Here is a 13,903-nt window from a genome sequence, read left to right on the forward strand (position 1 = left end):
GATCACTCAGCGCTCGCGCGGTCGACGTGCTGGACGGCCAGCCTCGGGGTTGGCCATACCGAAGTCGGCGAGCAGCTTTTTCACCTCCGCATCGCTCAGTTCGAGGACCTGCCCTCGTTTCAAGCCTGGTGGAAGGGCAAATGGCCCGTAGCGAACACGCATCAGGCGACTGACGAAGACACCCACGGCTTCAAACATGCGGCGCACTTCACGGTTTCTGCCTTCGTAGATCGAGACGCGATACCAGCGGTTGGCACCTTCGCCGCCGGCATCCTGGAAACTCGCAAACTGCGCCGGGCCATCGTCGAGTTCGACCCCGTCGAGCAGACGCCGGCGCACTTCATCGGAGATCTCGCCGAGTATACGTACGGCATATTCGCGAACCAGTTGATAGCGCGGATGCATCAGTCGATTGGCAAGATCGCCCGAAGTCGTCAGTAGCAGCAGGCCACTGGTGTTGAAATCTAGGCGACCGACCGCCACCCAGCGTCCGGACGAGATCCGCGGCATCGAGGTAAAGACGTTCGGTCGATGATCGGGATCGTTGCGCGAAACGATCTCGCCTTCGGGTTTGTGATAGATGATCACCCGCGGCAAGCGGTCGGAAAAGCGCAACTGGACCAGCTTGCCATTGACCTTCACCCGGTCGCCCTGGCTGGCCGTCTGGCCGACACGCGCCACCTCGCCATTGAGCGAAATTCGCCCGGCACTGATCAACTCTTCCATTTCCCGACGCGAACCGACACCGCTTTGCGCGAGCAGCTTGTGCAGGCGCTCCGGCTTGGCCTCGGGCTCCTGGTGACGCGTACGTCGTGACGATTCGCGGATGCTCGTCCTGGCCGTCGGGCGCGTGCTTTCGTCCTCGCCGGAAGATTCCGTCGAAGCCGCAGGCGGACGTCGCCCGGCGGCCGGAGACGAGGCCGGACGCGGAGAACGAGAAGGATCAGCAGGGGGTCTGCGCTTACTGGTGGGCATCGGCGAGGTCCAGGGTGGAAGTGATTTGTTCGAGCGCCGGCAACTCGGAGAGACTGCGCAGACCGAGGTCGTCAAGGAATTTCCGGGTCGTCGCCAGCAGCGCCGGTCGCCCAGGCGTGTCGCGATGACCAACGACGTCAACCCAGCCGCGCTCCTCGAGGACCCGAATCACCTGCGTGGCGACCGTGACGCCGCGGATATCCTCGATGTCACCACGCGTCACCGGCTGACGATAGGCGATGATGGCCAGGGTTTCCAGCACCGCGCGCGAGTAGCGCGGCGGTTTTTCAGGGTTCAGCCGCTCCAGGTAGGGCATGAACTCGGCGCGCGTCCGAAAGCGCCAGCCGCTCGCCACCTGCAGCAACTCGACCGATCGGCCGCGCCATTCGGCGCGCAGATCGTCGAGCAGCGCCCGCAATGCCTCGGCGCTGATCTGGTCAGAAAACACTTTCTTCAGGTCGGCGAGCGACAAGGGCTCCCTGGCACTGAGCAGCACAGCCTCCAGGACCCGCTTCGGTTCGACGGCGTCGTCCGGCAACTCAGGTGCCAGACAACGATCGGTGTTCGCTGTGCTCATCGGCCAACCTCAGGTAAATCGGGGCGAAGGCTTCCACCTGCGTCAATTCGAGCAAGTGCTCACGCGCCAGTTCAAGCAGGGCCAGAAAGTGCACCACCAGCACCGGCGCACCCAGCGCCGGATCGAAGAGGTCGACAAACTCCACGAAACCACCCGCGCCACGCAAATGGCGCAGGATCAGCCCCATATGCTCGCGCACCGACAATTCCTCACGCGTCACGAGGTGGCGAGTGTGCAGTCTGGCCTGGCGCAGGATGGCGCTCCAGGCCTGCTGCAAATCCCGCGCATTGACCTCCGGTAACCGTCGCAGCAGAGCTTTTTCGACCCACACCTCGGCCCATTCGAAATCGCGCTCGACCTGCGGCAGTTCATTGAGCCGATAGGCGGCCAGTTTCATCTGCTCATATTCGATCAGGCGACGTACCAGTTCGGCGCGCGGATCGCCCCCCTCGTCACCATCGGCCACTTTCGCACGCGGCAAGAGCATGCGCGACTTGATCTCGATCAGAATCGCCGCCATGACCAGATAATCGGCGGCCAGTTCGAGGTTCTGCGCGCGCATGGCGTCGACGTAGACCAGATACTGCTCGGTCAGCAGGGCCATCGGAATGTCCAGCACATTGACGTTGGCCTTGCGAATCAGGTACAGCAAGAGATCAAGCGGCCCCTCGAAGGCCTCGAGCATGACCGCCATTGCATCGGGCGGAATATAGAGGTCGTGCGGCATCTGCATCAGCGGCTGACCATAGATCCTGGCCAGCGCAATGGTGGCAGGAGTGGCGGCCGTAGCGAGCACAGCGAGCGCCGGCGCGGTCCCCTCTTCGCTGGTGGCAGTATGGCTCATCCGGTGCACTGGACTTGGCTCAGAGGCGGTGAAAACATTGCCACAGCCCTGCAAGGCCGTCATTCCCGCGCCTGCGGGAATGACAAGACTGGGAACCGTGACTGGCAGATTTATTCACCAGGTCTCAGCCATAGTCTAGCCCCATGGCGGCGCGCACGTCGCGCATCGTTTCGCGAGCGAGATGGCGCGCCTTCTTGTTGCCCTCATTGATGATCTCGCGCACCAGGCTGGCGTCGTCCAGATAGGGCTGAGCGCGCTCGCGCATGGGTGCCTGCTCGCTGAGGATGGCATCGATTACCGGCTGCTTGCACTCCAGACAACCGATCCCGGCACTGCGACAACCCTGCTGCACCCACGCCTGGCAGCTCTCGTCGGTGTACACCTGATGCAATTGCCAGACCGGGCACCTGCCCGGGTCGCCGGGATCGCTGCGCCGCACGCGCGCCGGGTCGGTAGGCATGCGCCTCAGTTTGTGCGTCACCGAAGCCTCGTCCTCGCGCAGCGTGATCGTGTTGCCGTAGGACTTGGACATCTTCTGACCGTCGAGACCCGGCATCCGCGAGGCCTCGGTCAACAGCGCACCGGGCTCGACGAGAATCATCTTGCCTGTGCCTTTGCGTCCGTAGAGATGATTGAAACGGCGTGCGATCTCGCGCGAGAACTCGATGTGTGGCACCTGATCCTCGCCCACCGGCACCTTGTCGGCGCGATAGATCAGGATGTCGGCCGACTGCAGCAGCGGATAGCCGAGAAAACCGTAGGTCGACAAGTCCTTGTTCTCGAGCTTCTCCTGCTGATCCTTGTACGTCGGCACGCGCTCAAGCCAGCCGAGTGGGGCCATCATCGACAACAGGAGATGGAGTTCGGCGTGCTCGGGCACTTGCGACTGGATGAACAGGGTAGCCCGTGCCGGATCGACGCCAGCCGCGAGCCAGTCGATGACCATGTCCCAGGATGAGCTGACGATCCCCTGCGGGTCATCGTACTGGGTCGTCAGCGCATGCCAGTCGGCGACGAAGAACAAACAGGGATACTCGTTCTGGAGGCGGAGCCAATTCTTCAGCACGCCGTGGTAGTGACCGAGATGCAGGCTGCCGGTCGGGCGCATGCCGGAGAGGACTCTTTGTGCGTACATGTTCTGTCTTCGCGCGGTCAGGAAGGCAATTGAAAAAGAAAGTCGATCAGTCCGCCGACCCACTGCATGACCGGCATCAGGAGCGAACCGAGGATGCCGGTAAACAACAGCAACAGCAGGATCGGGAAGCCGAAGCGCTCGACTTGCGCAAAACGCCAGGCAGCGCGTCGCGGCAGGAGGCTGACGGCGATGCGGCCGCCGTCGAGCGGCGGCAACGGAAAAAGATTGAGCACCATCAGCGCAATGTTGACCGCCATGCCGACCTCGGCCATGCGCGCCATCGGCAAGCTGAAGAAATTGAGTGGCAGCAACCAGGCCAGCTTCATCACCGTGGCCCAGAACAGCAACATGGCGAGATTGGCCCCTGGCCCGGCCGCGGCGACCCACAGCATGTCACGCTTCGGCTGGCGCAGGCGACTGAAATCGACCGGTACCGGCTTCGCCCAGCCGAACAGAATGCCTCCGGTGGACAGCGCGAGGATGACGATCGGCACGATGATCGTGCCGACGAGGTCGATGTGTTTGAGTGGATTGGCCGTGATTCGGCCCGCCTGCCAGGCCGTCGGATCACCGAAATGGCGCGCGGCATAACCGTGCGCAGCCTCGTGCAGGGTGATCGCGAAAATCACCGGCAAGGCGGCGATGGCGACGGTCTGAATCATGGCTTCCATAGGGTAATCCGCTATTCCTCAATCCAGACCAAAAGGCGCCAGCGGACCCAGCCCGGCGCGAACCAACACCGGCAGCGGACCCGTCAGATCGATGACGCTGGTCGGCTCTACCCCACAACGACCACTGTCAAGGATGAGTTCGAGCTGGCTTTCGAGACGATCCTGGATCTCCCAGCCTTCCGTCAGGGGCTCTTCGTCACCGGCAATAATCAGCGTCGAAGTCAGCAGCGGCTCGCCCAGTTGCTCGAGCAAGGCCAGCGTGACGGCATGCGCAGGCACGCGCAGACCAATCGTCTTGCGCTTCGGGTGCAACACGCGCCGCGGCAGCTCCCGGGTGCCCTCGAGAATGAAGGTGTAACTTCCCGGCGTCGCAGCCTTGAGCAGGCGATAGCGGGCATTGTCGACGCGGGCAAACTGGCCGATCTGCGACAAATCGCGGCACATCAGCGTCAGGTGATGCCGGTCGTCGACGCCGCGCAGGCTACGAATACGTTCGACCGCCGCCTTGTCGCCGAGGTGGCAACCGAGTGCGTAACTCGAATCCGTCGGCAGCGCGATGACGCCGCCCTGGCGGATGACCTCGGCCGCCCGTTGCAGCAGTCTACCCTGCGGGTTGTCGGGATGAATTGAAAGATACTGTGCCATTCTGGTCTCGGACGTTCAGAACGTCTCCCAGACGGGTTTCAGCCCGTCCGGCAAAGGCGCCAGCTTGCCCAGATCGACGTAACTCTCGCCCGGTCCATGAAAATCCGATCCGCGCGACGCCAGAAAAGCGTATTCCCTGGCCAGACGGGCGTAAGTGTCCACCAGCTCCGGCGTGTGGCTGCCCGACATGACTTCGATCGCCTGCCCGCCGAGATCCTTGAACTCGGCAAGAAAGCGTCGCATGTCGGCACGCGACAGTTTGTAGCGCCCGGGGTGGGCAACTGCTGCCACGCCACCCGCGCCAAGAATCCAGCGCACCGAATCGGCCAGCGTCGCCCAGCGATGATCGACATAGCCCGGCCGACCAGGAACCAGATACGACTCGAAGACACTGCGCAAATCCTTGCACACGCCAGCTTCAACCAGATAGCGTCCGAAATGCGAACGACTGATCAGGTTCGGATTGGCCGCATGGCGCATGGCACCGTCGAAAGCGCCACCGATGCCCACCTTTTCGAGGGCTGCCGACATCTGCCGTGCGCGCTCGATTCGACCTGAGCGAACGCTGGCCAGCCCGGCGTTCAGCGTCTGATCGCCGAGATCGAAAGCAAACCCCAGAATATGAATCTGCAGCGCCTCCCACTCGATCGATATTTCGACGCCATTGACGAAGGCCATGCCGACATCATTCGCCGCCGCGCGTGCGCCCGGCAGGCCGTCGAGGGCATCATGGTCGGTCAGCGCCAGCATATCGACGCCATTCGCGGCCGCCCGACGGGCGACCTCAGGCGCGGACAACAGGCCATCAGAACAGGTGGAGTGACAGTGAAGATCGCAGTTGGGCACGGCAGCAGGCAAGTATTGGCAGTCCAAAATCGGCAACTGCCCATGATAGCACACGAAAGAGACGCCTCCCGAGGTCGCGACACGAGATCAGGGCTGCGCGCTTCCGGATTGGCGCCATGGACGCGGTTGCACCGCGGATTCCAGCCTATAATCCCCCCCTTTTGCGAGTCTGCCCATGTGGTTCAAGAACCTACAGATCTACCGTCTGCCGAAGAACTGGGCAGTCGACGCCGCCCCGCTGGAAGAACAGCTTGCCAGGCTGACCCTGCAGGGCTGCGGGGCCACCGATCCGCGCAGCATCGGCTGGCTGCCACCGCGTCCGGGTGGCTCCTTGATTCATGCCATCAACCAGCAATGGCTACTCGCCCTTGGCATCGAGGAGAAGCTGCTGCCGGCGTCGATCGTCAAGCGTTTTGCCAGTGACAAGGCGAAGGAAATCGAGGAAGCCCAAGGGCGCCGCATCGGCCGCAAGGAAATGCGTGAAATCCAGGCCGAGATGACGCTCGAACTCCTCCCGCGCGCCTTCATCCGTAGCCGCAGCACCTTTGCCTGGATCGACCGGGACAACGGCTGGCTGATCGTCGACTCGGCCTCGCCGGCGAAAGCAGAGGAGTTCCTCGAACACTTGCACAAATCCGTTGAAGCCGTGCCAGCCAAGGTCGTCAAGGTGACGCAATCGCCGTCAGCAGCGATGACCGGCTGGGTGGCGGCTGGCGAAGCCCCGGTCGGCTTCACCCTTGACCAGGATCTCGAACTGCGCTCGGCCGAAAAAGCGACCGTGCGCTACGTCAAGCACTCGCTCGAAGGCGAAGAGATCGGCCAGCACATCGCTGCCGGCAAGGTCGTCACGCGCCTGGCGATGACCTGGAACGACCGCATTTCCTTCGTGCTGGACGACAACCTGCAGATCAAGCGACTCGCCTTCCTTGACATCCTCAAGGAACAGGCCGACGGCCAGGCTGAAAATGACGACGAGCGCTTCGCTGGCGACTTCACGCTGATGACCGGCGAAGTCGCTCAACTGCTCGACGACCTGCTCGCTGCTCTGGGTGGCGAGCCGGCGACGGCCCGGAGCGGCAGCGACGGCTGAGCAGTTCCGCAGGCTGGGGTGACGAAGGAACCCCAACAGGACCTGGCAAGAAAGGCGTTGGGGTTCGTGCCTCACCCCAAGTTGTGCCTCGCTGAAGCACAGCGCTAATCATGTAGGCGCAGCGGAATCCGAACCTCGCGCCTTGGCGCTACCGTGACACGGCTAAGCGCCGCTGCTGAACACCAGAAACTCCGGGCAGTCGATGAAATCCGCATCGGTGGCTGCGCCGACAAAGAGTTCGGGCGTACCAAAGTCCTTGCCACAGGTGTAGATCGCCTTGTCTTCACGCGAGGCGAGGTAGAAATTGCCCGACGCATCGAAGCACATGCCCGAGATGGTCTTCACCTCCTGAACGACTGTCCTCAGGCCACCGCTCCTCAGGTCATACTGCAACACGGTGTCGGTACCGGAACTGCCGATATAAAGGTAATCGCCGTTGAGGAGCAGGTGTACCGGCGCCAGGAGAAACCCCGCGGCAGCGATTTGACCCTGCAGTTTCCCCCGGCCCGGGCCGCTCTCGAGATCATAGATCTTGACCGTATCGCCGGGCTCGTCTGCCACGTACAGCGAATTGCCGGCAACCACCACATCGCGTACTGAATGGGCAACCTTCGTCCGGTTCCGATGCTTCCTGGACGGGTCCGCCTCGAACCCGACGGCCAACCCCTGCGGCGTGCCAAGATTTGACGGCGCATGCTTCGGTGACGCCGGGAGTTGACCGACCGACGAGGCGACCTGGGTCCCCTTGAGGAATCTCGTCTTCTTCAGCTCTGCCAGGTAAGTGGCCGTGGGGAGCACGCCACTGGGTTTGTTCTTCTTCGCAGGTGGTTTCAGGCCGGTGACAACGTTGCTGTCCTGGCTCGACAGATAGCCATTGCCACGCTGGTCAAAAGCCAGCGCAAATGGATGCGCGACCGCTTTCGAAACGCCCGCGTCGGCGTAGATTCCGAGGTAGGAGTGGCTGCCTTCGGCGTCCGGGGTGCCGCTGTACATGAGCACCTGACTATCGTTCTTGTACCCATTCACGACGTACAGATTACCCGACGGGCCGAAAACAAGGTCGCGCAATTCGCTCAACGGCGGCGATCCCGACGGCGTCTGCAGCGCCGCCGTCGTGACACGAACCGGCTTGCCGTCGACCACGTCGTACACGAACACGTTGTTGATGGCGGAGCTGACACCGCCGCCGTGGAAGCTGATGTAGAACATGCCATGTCTCCCCGAAATACTCGGAACCAGCCGAGCCCTGATATAGTAATGATTGTCGCCGACAAAGGAAACTATCGCGGCGTTTGCCGTTGACGACGCCAGTGGGCGGCCGGGCAACGGGGCCGGCGTATCACAGCGGGGGGGAGTTGAATGCGCTTCTTTCAGATTCAGGACGACTGGGGAATGGCGAGCCTCGGAATCGCCGATCGCCCGCCGCCCCGGCCAGGAACGGGGCAGGTGCTGCTGCGCATGCGCGCCTCGTCGCTGAACTACCGCGACCTGATCGTACCCGAGCGCGGCTACGGCAGTTTCACCGGCACCCTACCGTTGAGCGTCTCACCGCACATTCAGCCGCTTTGCAGGTGCGACATGTTTTCAAGGCAGATTTCAAGGTAGATGCATGTGAAATCAGTTCTCGCCATCTCCGTCGGTGCGGCATTCGGCGCCCTGCTGCGCTGGCAGCTTGGCATCAGGCTCAATAGCCTGTTCCCGACGATACCGCCGGGGACGCTGGTCGCCAATTTGATCGGGGCCTACGTGATCGGTCTGGCGATCGCCTTCTTCGCCTCCTTCTCGGCGATCTCGCCGGAATGGCGCCTGCTGATCATTACCGGGTTCTGTGGCGGATTGACGACTTTCTCCACCTTCTCGGCGGAGCTTACGATGTTGCTGCAGCAGGGACGAATTTCCTGGGCCCTCGGCATCGTTGCGGTACATGTCGCGGGGTCGGTTCTGATGACCTTTACCGGCATCGCGACCGTCTACTGGGCGCGTGGTTCGACATGAGTTTGCCGCCCCGGTCGGCGAGCGATACGCTCCGCACATGCACTGCGCACGAACAGACCCGGCATGGGAGACAAGCATGAAAGGCTCATTCCTGAGGTTCTACGTCCACGAAACTCAGACCCATCATGGCGTTCTTCTCTGGGAGTGGCTGCTCGACCAGGGGAATTCCATCGGCATCCGCGGCGGTTCGGCGTTCCGTACGATTGGCGGTTTCGGGCGACGCCATACCTTGCACGAAGACCGCTTTTTCGAACTGGCGGGAAGCAGCGCCATCGAGGTCGAGTTCGTGGTCACCGAGGAAGAAGAGCAGCGCTTGCTCGACACCATTCGTGAACAAAGGATCCGCATCTTTTACACGCGCATCCCCGCCTGCTTCGGCATCATCAACCCGGACGCCCATGACCCCCCGGACGTCTCCACGGGCGATTAGCGGCCGCAGGGGAAAACGTGTTGCTGGAATGGGGCAAGCATCCGGCATGGTGAGCGAAGGTCAGCGCGTGGGGCGCAGAAAGGTGAGCGATGACGATGCTCGGAACCCTGCGTAAACTTCCGCGCACCGTCTGGCTACTCGGAGTGGTCAGTTTCTTCAACGACACCAGCAGCGAGTTGATCTACCCGCTAGTACCGATCTACCTGGCCTCGGTGTTGATGGCCGGCCCGAAAGCGCTGGGCATCATCGAAGGCATCGCCGAAGCGACTGGCAGCCTGCTGAAGCTCTTTGCCGGTGTGCTCTCGGATCGTCGGCGCTCGACCAGGCCGTGGGTCGCCGGCGGCTACGCGCTGGCGGCCAGCGCTCGCCCACTGCTCGCTTTCGCCACCTCCTGGCCGCTCGTGCTGGCGCTGCGTTTTGCCGATCGCGTCGGCAAGGGGCTGCGCACTTCGCCGCGCGATGCCTTGCTCGCCAGGACGGTGGAACCGGCCAATCGCGGACTGGCTTTCGGGCTGCATCGAAGCCTGGACAACGCCGGTGCCGTCGTCGGGCCGCTGCTGGCGGCCTGGCTGTTGGCAGAACATGTGCCTTTGCAGACGATTTTTCTCTGGTCCGCGCTGGGAGGCACGATCACCGTTTGCCTGGCGCTGGCGATCAGGGAACCGGCTTGGGATCCGCTGCCGCGGGGGAAACCCTTGACCTGGACACTGCGCGGACTGCCCCTCCCCTTCCAGCGCTACCTGGCGGTGCTGGCGCTGTTCACCCTCGGGAACTCATCGAACATGTTCCTGCTGCTGCGGGCACGAGACCTCGGCCTGCCCGACTACCAGGTGCCACTGCTCTGGGCGCTGGTGTCGCTGACCGCCGCGCTGTTCTCAACGCCGCTCTCGGCGCTCTCCGACAAGCTCGGCCGAACGCGTCTGATCGTCGGCGGCTGGAGCGTCTACAGCGTGTTCTATCTGCTCCTCGGGGTGAATGGCCAGGCTCTGCTGTTGTGGCCCCTGTTCGCCTTTTATGGACTGTTCATGGCGGCCACCGAAGGCGCCGAAAAAGCACTGGTGGCCGATCTGGTCGACAAGGAGAGGCTGGGAACCGCCTACGGCTGGTTCAATCTGACCGCAGGTCTCATGCTGCTGCCGGCGTCGATGATCTTCGGCTGGCTGTGGCAAGCGCTGAGTCCGCTCGCCGCCTTCGGCTTCTCCGCTGCCTGCGCCCTGCTGGCGGCCCTGCTGCTGCATGTCTGGGTGCTGCGGCAGCCAGCGGATGGTTGACCGGTGGCAAGTGGATCAGCACCCCGCCCGAAACGCCCGTACCCCGAGAATTACGCCGCCGATCAAGAGCAGGATACCGGCCAGCGCGAGGACGCCGGGCAGCGTACCTCGCCAGATAAAGGCATAGGCAAAGGCAGCCAGCGTTTCGAAGACTATCAACTGCCCGGCGAGCGCCGTCGGCAGCAGCTTGCTGGCCCGGTTCCAGAACAGCGTGCCGAGCCACGACGCGCACAGCCCCAGGGTGAGCATCAATCCGACATAGCGCACGGGCTGGGGCCCGAGCGGATAGTCGAAGCCGCCCGTACCCTGAAGATAGAGACCGGCCGCTGCCATGCCGAGAACGGCCAGCGGCAGCGTCGCCAGTCCCTGCGCGATCGCCCAGGTGCCGGAGGCGAGCGCCGGGCGCTGCCGCAGCCAGCGGGAATTGCGCACCGGGTACCAGGTCCATGCGGCGACCGCGGCCAGGGCGAACACGGCACCGAGAAGATAGTCATGCGCGCTGCGGCCACCACTGAGCTGCTCCATCTCGTGGCGGTTGACCAGTGCGATGCCGCTCGCGATAGCGGCCAGTGAAGGCAACAGACGGCGCCATGGCAGGGCTTCGGCGCCGAAGTTCGAGACGATGGCGATGACGATCGGCAGCGTGCCGATCAGCGTCGTCGGCAAGGGGGCACCGGCAAGCTGGATGGCCGCAGAAAGAAACAGGTAATAGACGATGTTGCCGACCAGCGCCAGTTCGCCAGCCACGCGCCAGTCCTGGCGCTGCAGTCCTTGCAGGCGCGTCAGATCGGTCCACGCGAGCAGCAGCGCGATGACCCCAAAGCCGAGGTAGCGGCCAAAGGAGAGCATCGCCGGCGGATAGTCGGGCAACATCAGGGGAACGACGAAGACCAGCCCCCAGAGCAGGCCGGCGCCCAGCGCGCAGGCGACGCCCTCGAAGAGCGCCCGGTTGGCCGACGGCTGCGGCCCCATGGGGGCGCCAGCTTGTCTCAGCGTCGCGACTTAGGGGCGAAGGATCGGCAGCCTGGGCAGTTGCGGCCACTCGACGGCGTCGAGCATGTTCTTGATCAGCAACCCCAGTTCGGTATCGCCGACGATAGACAACTCCCGGTTGAAGAACAGCGTGTCGGGGTCTTCCTGGCGGGCGAGCAATTGCAGGAACGCCGACAGGTTGGCGCGGAACGACAGGTCCGGGTTTGCCGGGACCTTGAACAGCGGCCGAAAGAGGCCGCCACGATAGGTGAAGGACGCCTGCCCAGCGACATCGGCCACTTCCACCAGAAAACTTCGCCCTTCGAGCAGCGCCAGGCTGTCCTCTCGGAGCAGGCCGAGCTTGGTGGCGGCGTTCAACGCCGTCGCCAGGGCCAGCGAGTGTGGCCATTGCGGCAGTTGCGCGCCAATCGCAGCGATCAGGCCGGGGAGTTTGAAGCGCGGAATCGAAAAGCCGTGGTTCATGACGAACTTCCTTCCTGTGATGCGAACGCGGCCTGCTGATGGCGGGCGATGCCGGCATCGCCAAACCAGTAGCCGTCGACCAGGCCTTCAGCCCCCCAGCCCGAGGTGTCGGGCGTCAGCCGCCGACCGTGGCGTGCGGCGTCGAAAGCAGCGATGATCGCTGACATCGCCTGCGGCTGCGGACTGATGCGCACGACCTCGACGCCCATGGCCAGCAATTCGGGCATTTGCGGCAGCAGGTTGTAGGTCTGTGCCGACATCGTCTGGATACCGTTGATGGTCAAAAACGGCTGCCCTTCGCGCGTGCGCAGCGTCATTCCCTCGGGATGGTCGAGACACTTGAACTGGCAGTCGTCCTTGTTGAGATTATAGCGACGCGCGGTGAAGCAACGCGCCGAGAAGGCCAGCGGCAGTTTGCCGAAAACGAAGACTTCGGTCTCCATGCCGGCGGGGCGACTCCGGTGCAGCGCCTCGATCAGGCGACGGTCGCCCTCCAGCGGCGGCACCCAGCGGCGCATGCCGTAGCGGGCAAAGGTGGCCAGTGTCGCTTCGTTGTAGATGTTCAGATGCGGCCCGGCAACGAACGGCCTGCCGGCAGCGATATTGACCGCGCCGAGGTCATTGGCTTCGAGCCGGCAGCCGGCGATTCCGGTCAACTCGTCAGCGAGTCGACGCAGCGACTTGAGATCGCCCTCGGACTCGAGCAGCGCTTGCGCGGCGACAACCACTTCCTTGCCTGCGTCGGTCAGGTCACGCGCCAGGCCAAGCCAATCGGCAACGCGTATCTGCTGGCGGCGCGAGCAGACCACCTCGCCGATGGTGACGATGTCGATCGCCGGGTTCTGCGCCATTTCGGCGTAGAACTCGAAGACTTCGTGTTTGGGCCAGAAGTAGAGCAGTGGTCCGAGAGCGAGTTTCATCGTTTTCAGCTCACCTAGCGCCACGGGCGGTTGTAGGCACCGAGCGTCACCTGGCTGCCCTCGGCAACCCTGGCCAGCTCGGCCTGCCAGGCCGGCTTGACGTGGAAACGCTCGCCGTCCCGGCCGAGTTCGTCGAGCGCCGCGCGCAGGGTGCGGGTGACCTGGGCGACATAAGTCGGGCTGCGCTGGCGCCCCTCGACCTTGATGGCCACGACACCAATGGCGGCGATCGCCGGCAGGATTTCGAGGACGTTGAGACTGGTGGGTTCTTCAAGCGCGTAGTAGGTCTCGCCGTCGACCGCGAAGCGTCCCTTGCACAGCGTCGGGTAGCCGGCCGGTTCGTCGTCGCCGAAACTGTCGATCAGGATGCCATTCAGCCGCGTCGTCATCTGTCCGGGCGATCTTTCCCACTGCACGAATCTGGCCGGCGAACACGCGCCGACGGTGTTCGGTGATTCGCCGGTAGCGTACGACGACAGCCAGCAACGGCCTTCGTTCATCACGCACAGGCTGCCGAATCCGAATACCTCGATCTCCACAGGTGTATTCCTGATCACCGTCTCGACCTGCGCCAGCGTCAGCACGCGCGGCAGCACCGCACGGCGGACGCCGAACTCGCGGTGGGCAAAATTGACCGCTTCATAGCTCGTCGCCGAGCCCTGTACCGAGAGATGCAGACGCAGGGCGGGATGGCGCTGGCTGGCGTAGTCGAGCAGGCCGATGTCGGCCAGGATCACCGCATCGACGCCGAGATCAGCCGCGCCATCGACGGCGCGCTGCCAGTCGGCAGCGCGCCCGGGTTGCGCGAAGGTGTTGATCGCCATCAACACCTGGCGGTGCCGCGACTGGGCATAGCGGATTCCCTCGACCATCGCTTTCTGATCGAAATTCAGGCCGGCGAAATTGCGCGCGTTGGTCTCGTTGCGGTAGCCGAGATAGACCGCGTCGGCGCCATGGTCGACCGCCGCCTTGAGCGCCGGCAGGCTGCCGGCGGGACAGACGAGTTGTGGGACGAGTTGTGGTGCTTTGGGGCGTGGCATGTGAATCCT

General features: G+C 63.6%; 17 protein-coding genes. 5 read left to right on the forward strand and 12 right to left on the reverse strand.

The window, feature by feature from the left end; genetic code table 11:
* Positions 1 to 6: 6 nt before the first annotated feature.
* The 7 genes from rluB to ACCAA_RS05595 form a co-directional block, all read right to left on the reverse strand.
* Positions 7 to 975, reverse strand: a complete 969-nt coding sequence (gene rluB, locus ACCAA_RS05565; RefSeq protein WP_186406236.1) for a 23S rRNA pseudouridine(2605) synthase RluB — start codon at positions 973 to 975, stop codon at positions 7 to 9.
* A complete protein-coding gene (scpB, locus tag ACCAA_RS05570) occupies positions 962 to 1,552 on the reverse strand; it encodes an SMC-Scp complex subunit ScpB (protein ID WP_186406237.1) in 591 nt (196 codons plus the stop codon). The genes rluB and scpB overlap by 14 nt, the downstream gene beginning before the upstream one ends.
* The gene (locus ACCAA_RS05575) at positions 1,515 to 2,396 is read right to left on the reverse strand and encodes a segregation and condensation protein A (protein ID WP_186406238.1); all 882 of its coding nucleotides are present in this window, start codon (positions 2,394 to 2,396) and stop codon (positions 1,515 to 1,517) included. Before ACCAA_RS05575 ends, scpB begins: the two co-directional genes overlap by 38 nt.
* Positions 2,397 to 2,520: 124 nt before the next feature.
* Entirely contained in the window at positions 2,521 to 3,531 is a 1,011-nt protein-coding gene (gene trpS, locus ACCAA_RS05580; protein WP_186406239.1) for a tryptophan--tRNA ligase, read from the reverse strand.
* Between the two features lie 17 nt (positions 3,532 to 3,548).
* The gene (locus ACCAA_RS05585; protein ID WP_186406240.1) at positions 3,549 to 4,202 is read right to left on the reverse strand and encodes a site-2 protease family protein; all 654 of its coding nucleotides are present in this window, start codon (positions 4,200 to 4,202) and stop codon (positions 3,549 to 3,551) included.
* Positions 4,203 to 4,220: 18 nt separating this feature from the next.
* Complete coding sequence (locus tag ACCAA_RS05590; RefSeq protein ID WP_186406241.1) at positions 4,221 to 4,847, reverse strand: L-threonylcarbamoyladenylate synthase; 627 nt, start codon at positions 4,845 to 4,847, stop codon at positions 4,221 to 4,223.
* A 15-nt stretch (positions 4,848 to 4,862) separates the two neighbouring features.
* A complete protein-coding gene (locus tag ACCAA_RS05595) occupies positions 4,863 to 5,693 on the reverse strand; it encodes a 3',5'-nucleoside bisphosphate phosphatase (RefSeq protein ID WP_186406409.1) in 831 nt (276 codons plus the stop codon).
* A 175-nt stretch (positions 5,694 to 5,868) separates the two neighbouring features.
* Between ACCAA_RS05595 and ACCAA_RS05600 the strand changes: the two genes are divergently transcribed.
* On the forward strand, positions 5,869 to 6,783 hold the full coding sequence (locus ACCAA_RS05600; protein ID WP_186406242.1) for a recombination-associated protein RdgC: 915 nt from the start codon (positions 5,869 to 5,871) through the stop codon (positions 6,781 to 6,783).
* A gap of 162 nt (positions 6,784 to 6,945) precedes the next feature.
* Here the strand turns inward: ACCAA_RS05600 and ACCAA_RS05605 are convergent, their stop codons facing one another.
* On the reverse strand, positions 6,946 to 7,992 hold the full coding sequence (locus tag ACCAA_RS05605) for a WD40 repeat domain-containing protein (RefSeq protein ID WP_186406243.1): 1,047 nt from the start codon (positions 7,990 to 7,992) through the stop codon (positions 6,946 to 6,948).
* A 150-nt stretch (positions 7,993 to 8,142) separates the two neighbouring features.
* Between ACCAA_RS05605 and ACCAA_RS05610 the strand changes: the two genes are divergently transcribed.
* The 4 genes from ACCAA_RS05610 (at position 8,143) to ACCAA_RS05625 (ending at position 10,479) form a co-directional block, all read left to right on the forward strand.
* A complete protein-coding gene (locus ACCAA_RS05610; protein WP_186406244.1) occupies positions 8,143 to 8,388 on the forward strand; it encodes a hypothetical protein in 246 nt (81 codons plus the stop codon).
* A gap of 6 nt (positions 8,389 to 8,394) precedes the next feature.
* Entirely contained in the window at positions 8,395 to 8,778 is a 384-nt protein-coding gene (gene crcB / locus ACCAA_RS05615) for a fluoride efflux transporter CrcB (RefSeq protein ID WP_245754457.1), read from the forward strand.
* Positions 8,779 to 8,854: 76 nt separating this feature from the next.
* Positions 8,855 to 9,208 (forward strand): DUF190 domain-containing protein, encoded by a 354-nt coding sequence (locus ACCAA_RS05620; RefSeq protein WP_186406246.1) that lies wholly within the window; start codon positions 8,855 to 8,857, stop codon positions 9,206 to 9,208.
* Between the two features lie 95 nt (positions 9,209 to 9,303).
* Positions 9,304 to 10,479 carry an MFS transporter gene (locus tag ACCAA_RS05625; protein WP_186406410.1) on the forward strand — a complete coding sequence of 392 codons (1,176 nt, stop codon included), beginning with the start codon at positions 9,304 to 9,306 and terminating at the stop codon, positions 10,477 to 10,479.
* Positions 10,480 to 10,494: 15 nt separating this feature from the next.
* Here the strand turns inward: ACCAA_RS05625 and ACCAA_RS05630 are convergent, their stop codons facing one another.
* The 4 genes from ACCAA_RS05630 to ubiU are packed head-to-tail and all read right to left on the reverse strand — an operon-like array spanning position 10,495 to position 13,894.
* Complete coding sequence (locus ACCAA_RS05630) at positions 10,495 to 11,451, reverse strand: DMT family transporter (RefSeq protein WP_186406247.1); 957 nt, start codon at positions 11,449 to 11,451, stop codon at positions 10,495 to 10,497.
* Positions 11,452 to 11,481: 30 nt separating this feature from the next.
* Positions 11,482 to 11,934: a ubiquinone anaerobic biosynthesis accessory factor UbiT gene (ubiT, locus tag ACCAA_RS05635; RefSeq protein ID WP_186406248.1), complete on the reverse strand. Its 453-nt coding sequence runs from the start codon at positions 11,932 to 11,934 to the stop codon at positions 11,482 to 11,484.
* Complete coding sequence (locus ACCAA_RS05640; RefSeq protein ID WP_186406249.1) at positions 11,931 to 12,854, reverse strand: U32 family peptidase; 924 nt, start codon at positions 12,852 to 12,854, stop codon at positions 11,931 to 11,933. Before ACCAA_RS05640 ends, ubiT begins: the two co-directional genes overlap by 4 nt.
* A gap of 14 nt (positions 12,855 to 12,868) precedes the next feature.
* The gene (ubiU, locus tag ACCAA_RS05645) at positions 12,869 to 13,894 is read right to left on the reverse strand and encodes a ubiquinone anaerobic biosynthesis protein UbiU (protein WP_186406250.1); all 1,026 of its coding nucleotides are present in this window, start codon (positions 13,892 to 13,894) and stop codon (positions 12,869 to 12,871) included.
* Positions 13,895 to 13,903 lie beyond the last annotated feature (9 nt).

This window comes from Candidatus Accumulibacter aalborgensis (assembly GCF_900089955.1).
GTDB lineage: Bacteria > Pseudomonadota > Gammaproteobacteria > Burkholderiales > Rhodocyclaceae > Accumulibacter > Accumulibacter aalborgensis.

Bases quoted from the DNA above. Each gene is read 5' to 3' on its own strand.
- rluB (WP_186406236.1), bottom strand. From the start codon at position 975: ATGCCCACCAGTAAGCGCAGACCCCCTGCTGATCCTTCTCGTTCTCCG.
- scpB (WP_186406237.1), bottom strand. From the start codon at position 1,552: ATGAGCACAGCGAACACCGATCGTTGTCTGGCACCTGAGTTGCCGGAC.
- ACCAA_RS05575 (WP_186406238.1), bottom strand. From the start codon at position 2,396: ATGAGCCATACTGCCACCAGCGAAGAGGGGACCGCGCCGGCGCTCGCT.
- trpS (WP_186406239.1), bottom strand. From the start codon at position 3,531: ATGTACGCACAAAGAGTCCTCTCCGGCATGCGCCCGACCGGCAGCCTG.
- ACCAA_RS05585 (WP_186406240.1), bottom strand. From the start codon at position 4,202: ATGGAAGCCATGATTCAGACCGTCGCCATCGCCGCCTTGCCGGTGATT.
- ACCAA_RS05590 (WP_186406241.1), bottom strand. From the start codon at position 4,847: ATGGCACAGTATCTTTCAATTCATCCCGACAACCCGCAGGGTAGACTG.
- ACCAA_RS05600 (WP_186406242.1), top strand. From the start codon at position 5,869: ATGTGGTTCAAGAACCTACAGATCTACCGTCTGCCGAAGAACTGGGCA.
- ACCAA_RS05605 (WP_186406243.1), bottom strand. From the start codon at position 7,992: ATGTTCTACATCAGCTTCCACGGCGGCGGTGTCAGCTCCGCCATCAAC.
- ACCAA_RS05610 (WP_186406244.1), top strand. From the start codon at position 8,143: ATGCGCTTCTTTCAGATTCAGGACGACTGGGGAATGGCGAGCCTCGGA.
- ACCAA_RS05620 (WP_186406246.1), top strand. From the start codon at position 8,855: ATGAAAGGCTCATTCCTGAGGTTCTACGTCCACGAAACTCAGACCCAT.
- ACCAA_RS05625 (WP_186406410.1), top strand. From the start codon at position 9,304: ATGCTCGGAACCCTGCGTAAACTTCCGCGCACCGTCTGGCTACTCGGA.
- ACCAA_RS05630 (WP_186406247.1), bottom strand. From the start codon at position 11,451: ATGGGGCCGCAGCCGTCGGCCAACCGGGCGCTCTTCGAGGGCGTCGCC.
- ubiT (WP_186406248.1), bottom strand. From the start codon at position 11,934: ATGAACCACGGCTTTTCGATTCCGCGCTTCAAACTCCCCGGCCTGATC.
- ACCAA_RS05640 (WP_186406249.1), bottom strand. From the start codon at position 12,854: ATGAAACTCGCTCTCGGACCACTGCTCTACTTCTGGCCCAAACACGAA.
- ubiU (WP_186406250.1), bottom strand. From the start codon at position 13,894: ATGCCACGCCCCAAAGCACCACAACTCGTCCCACAACTCGTCTGTCCC.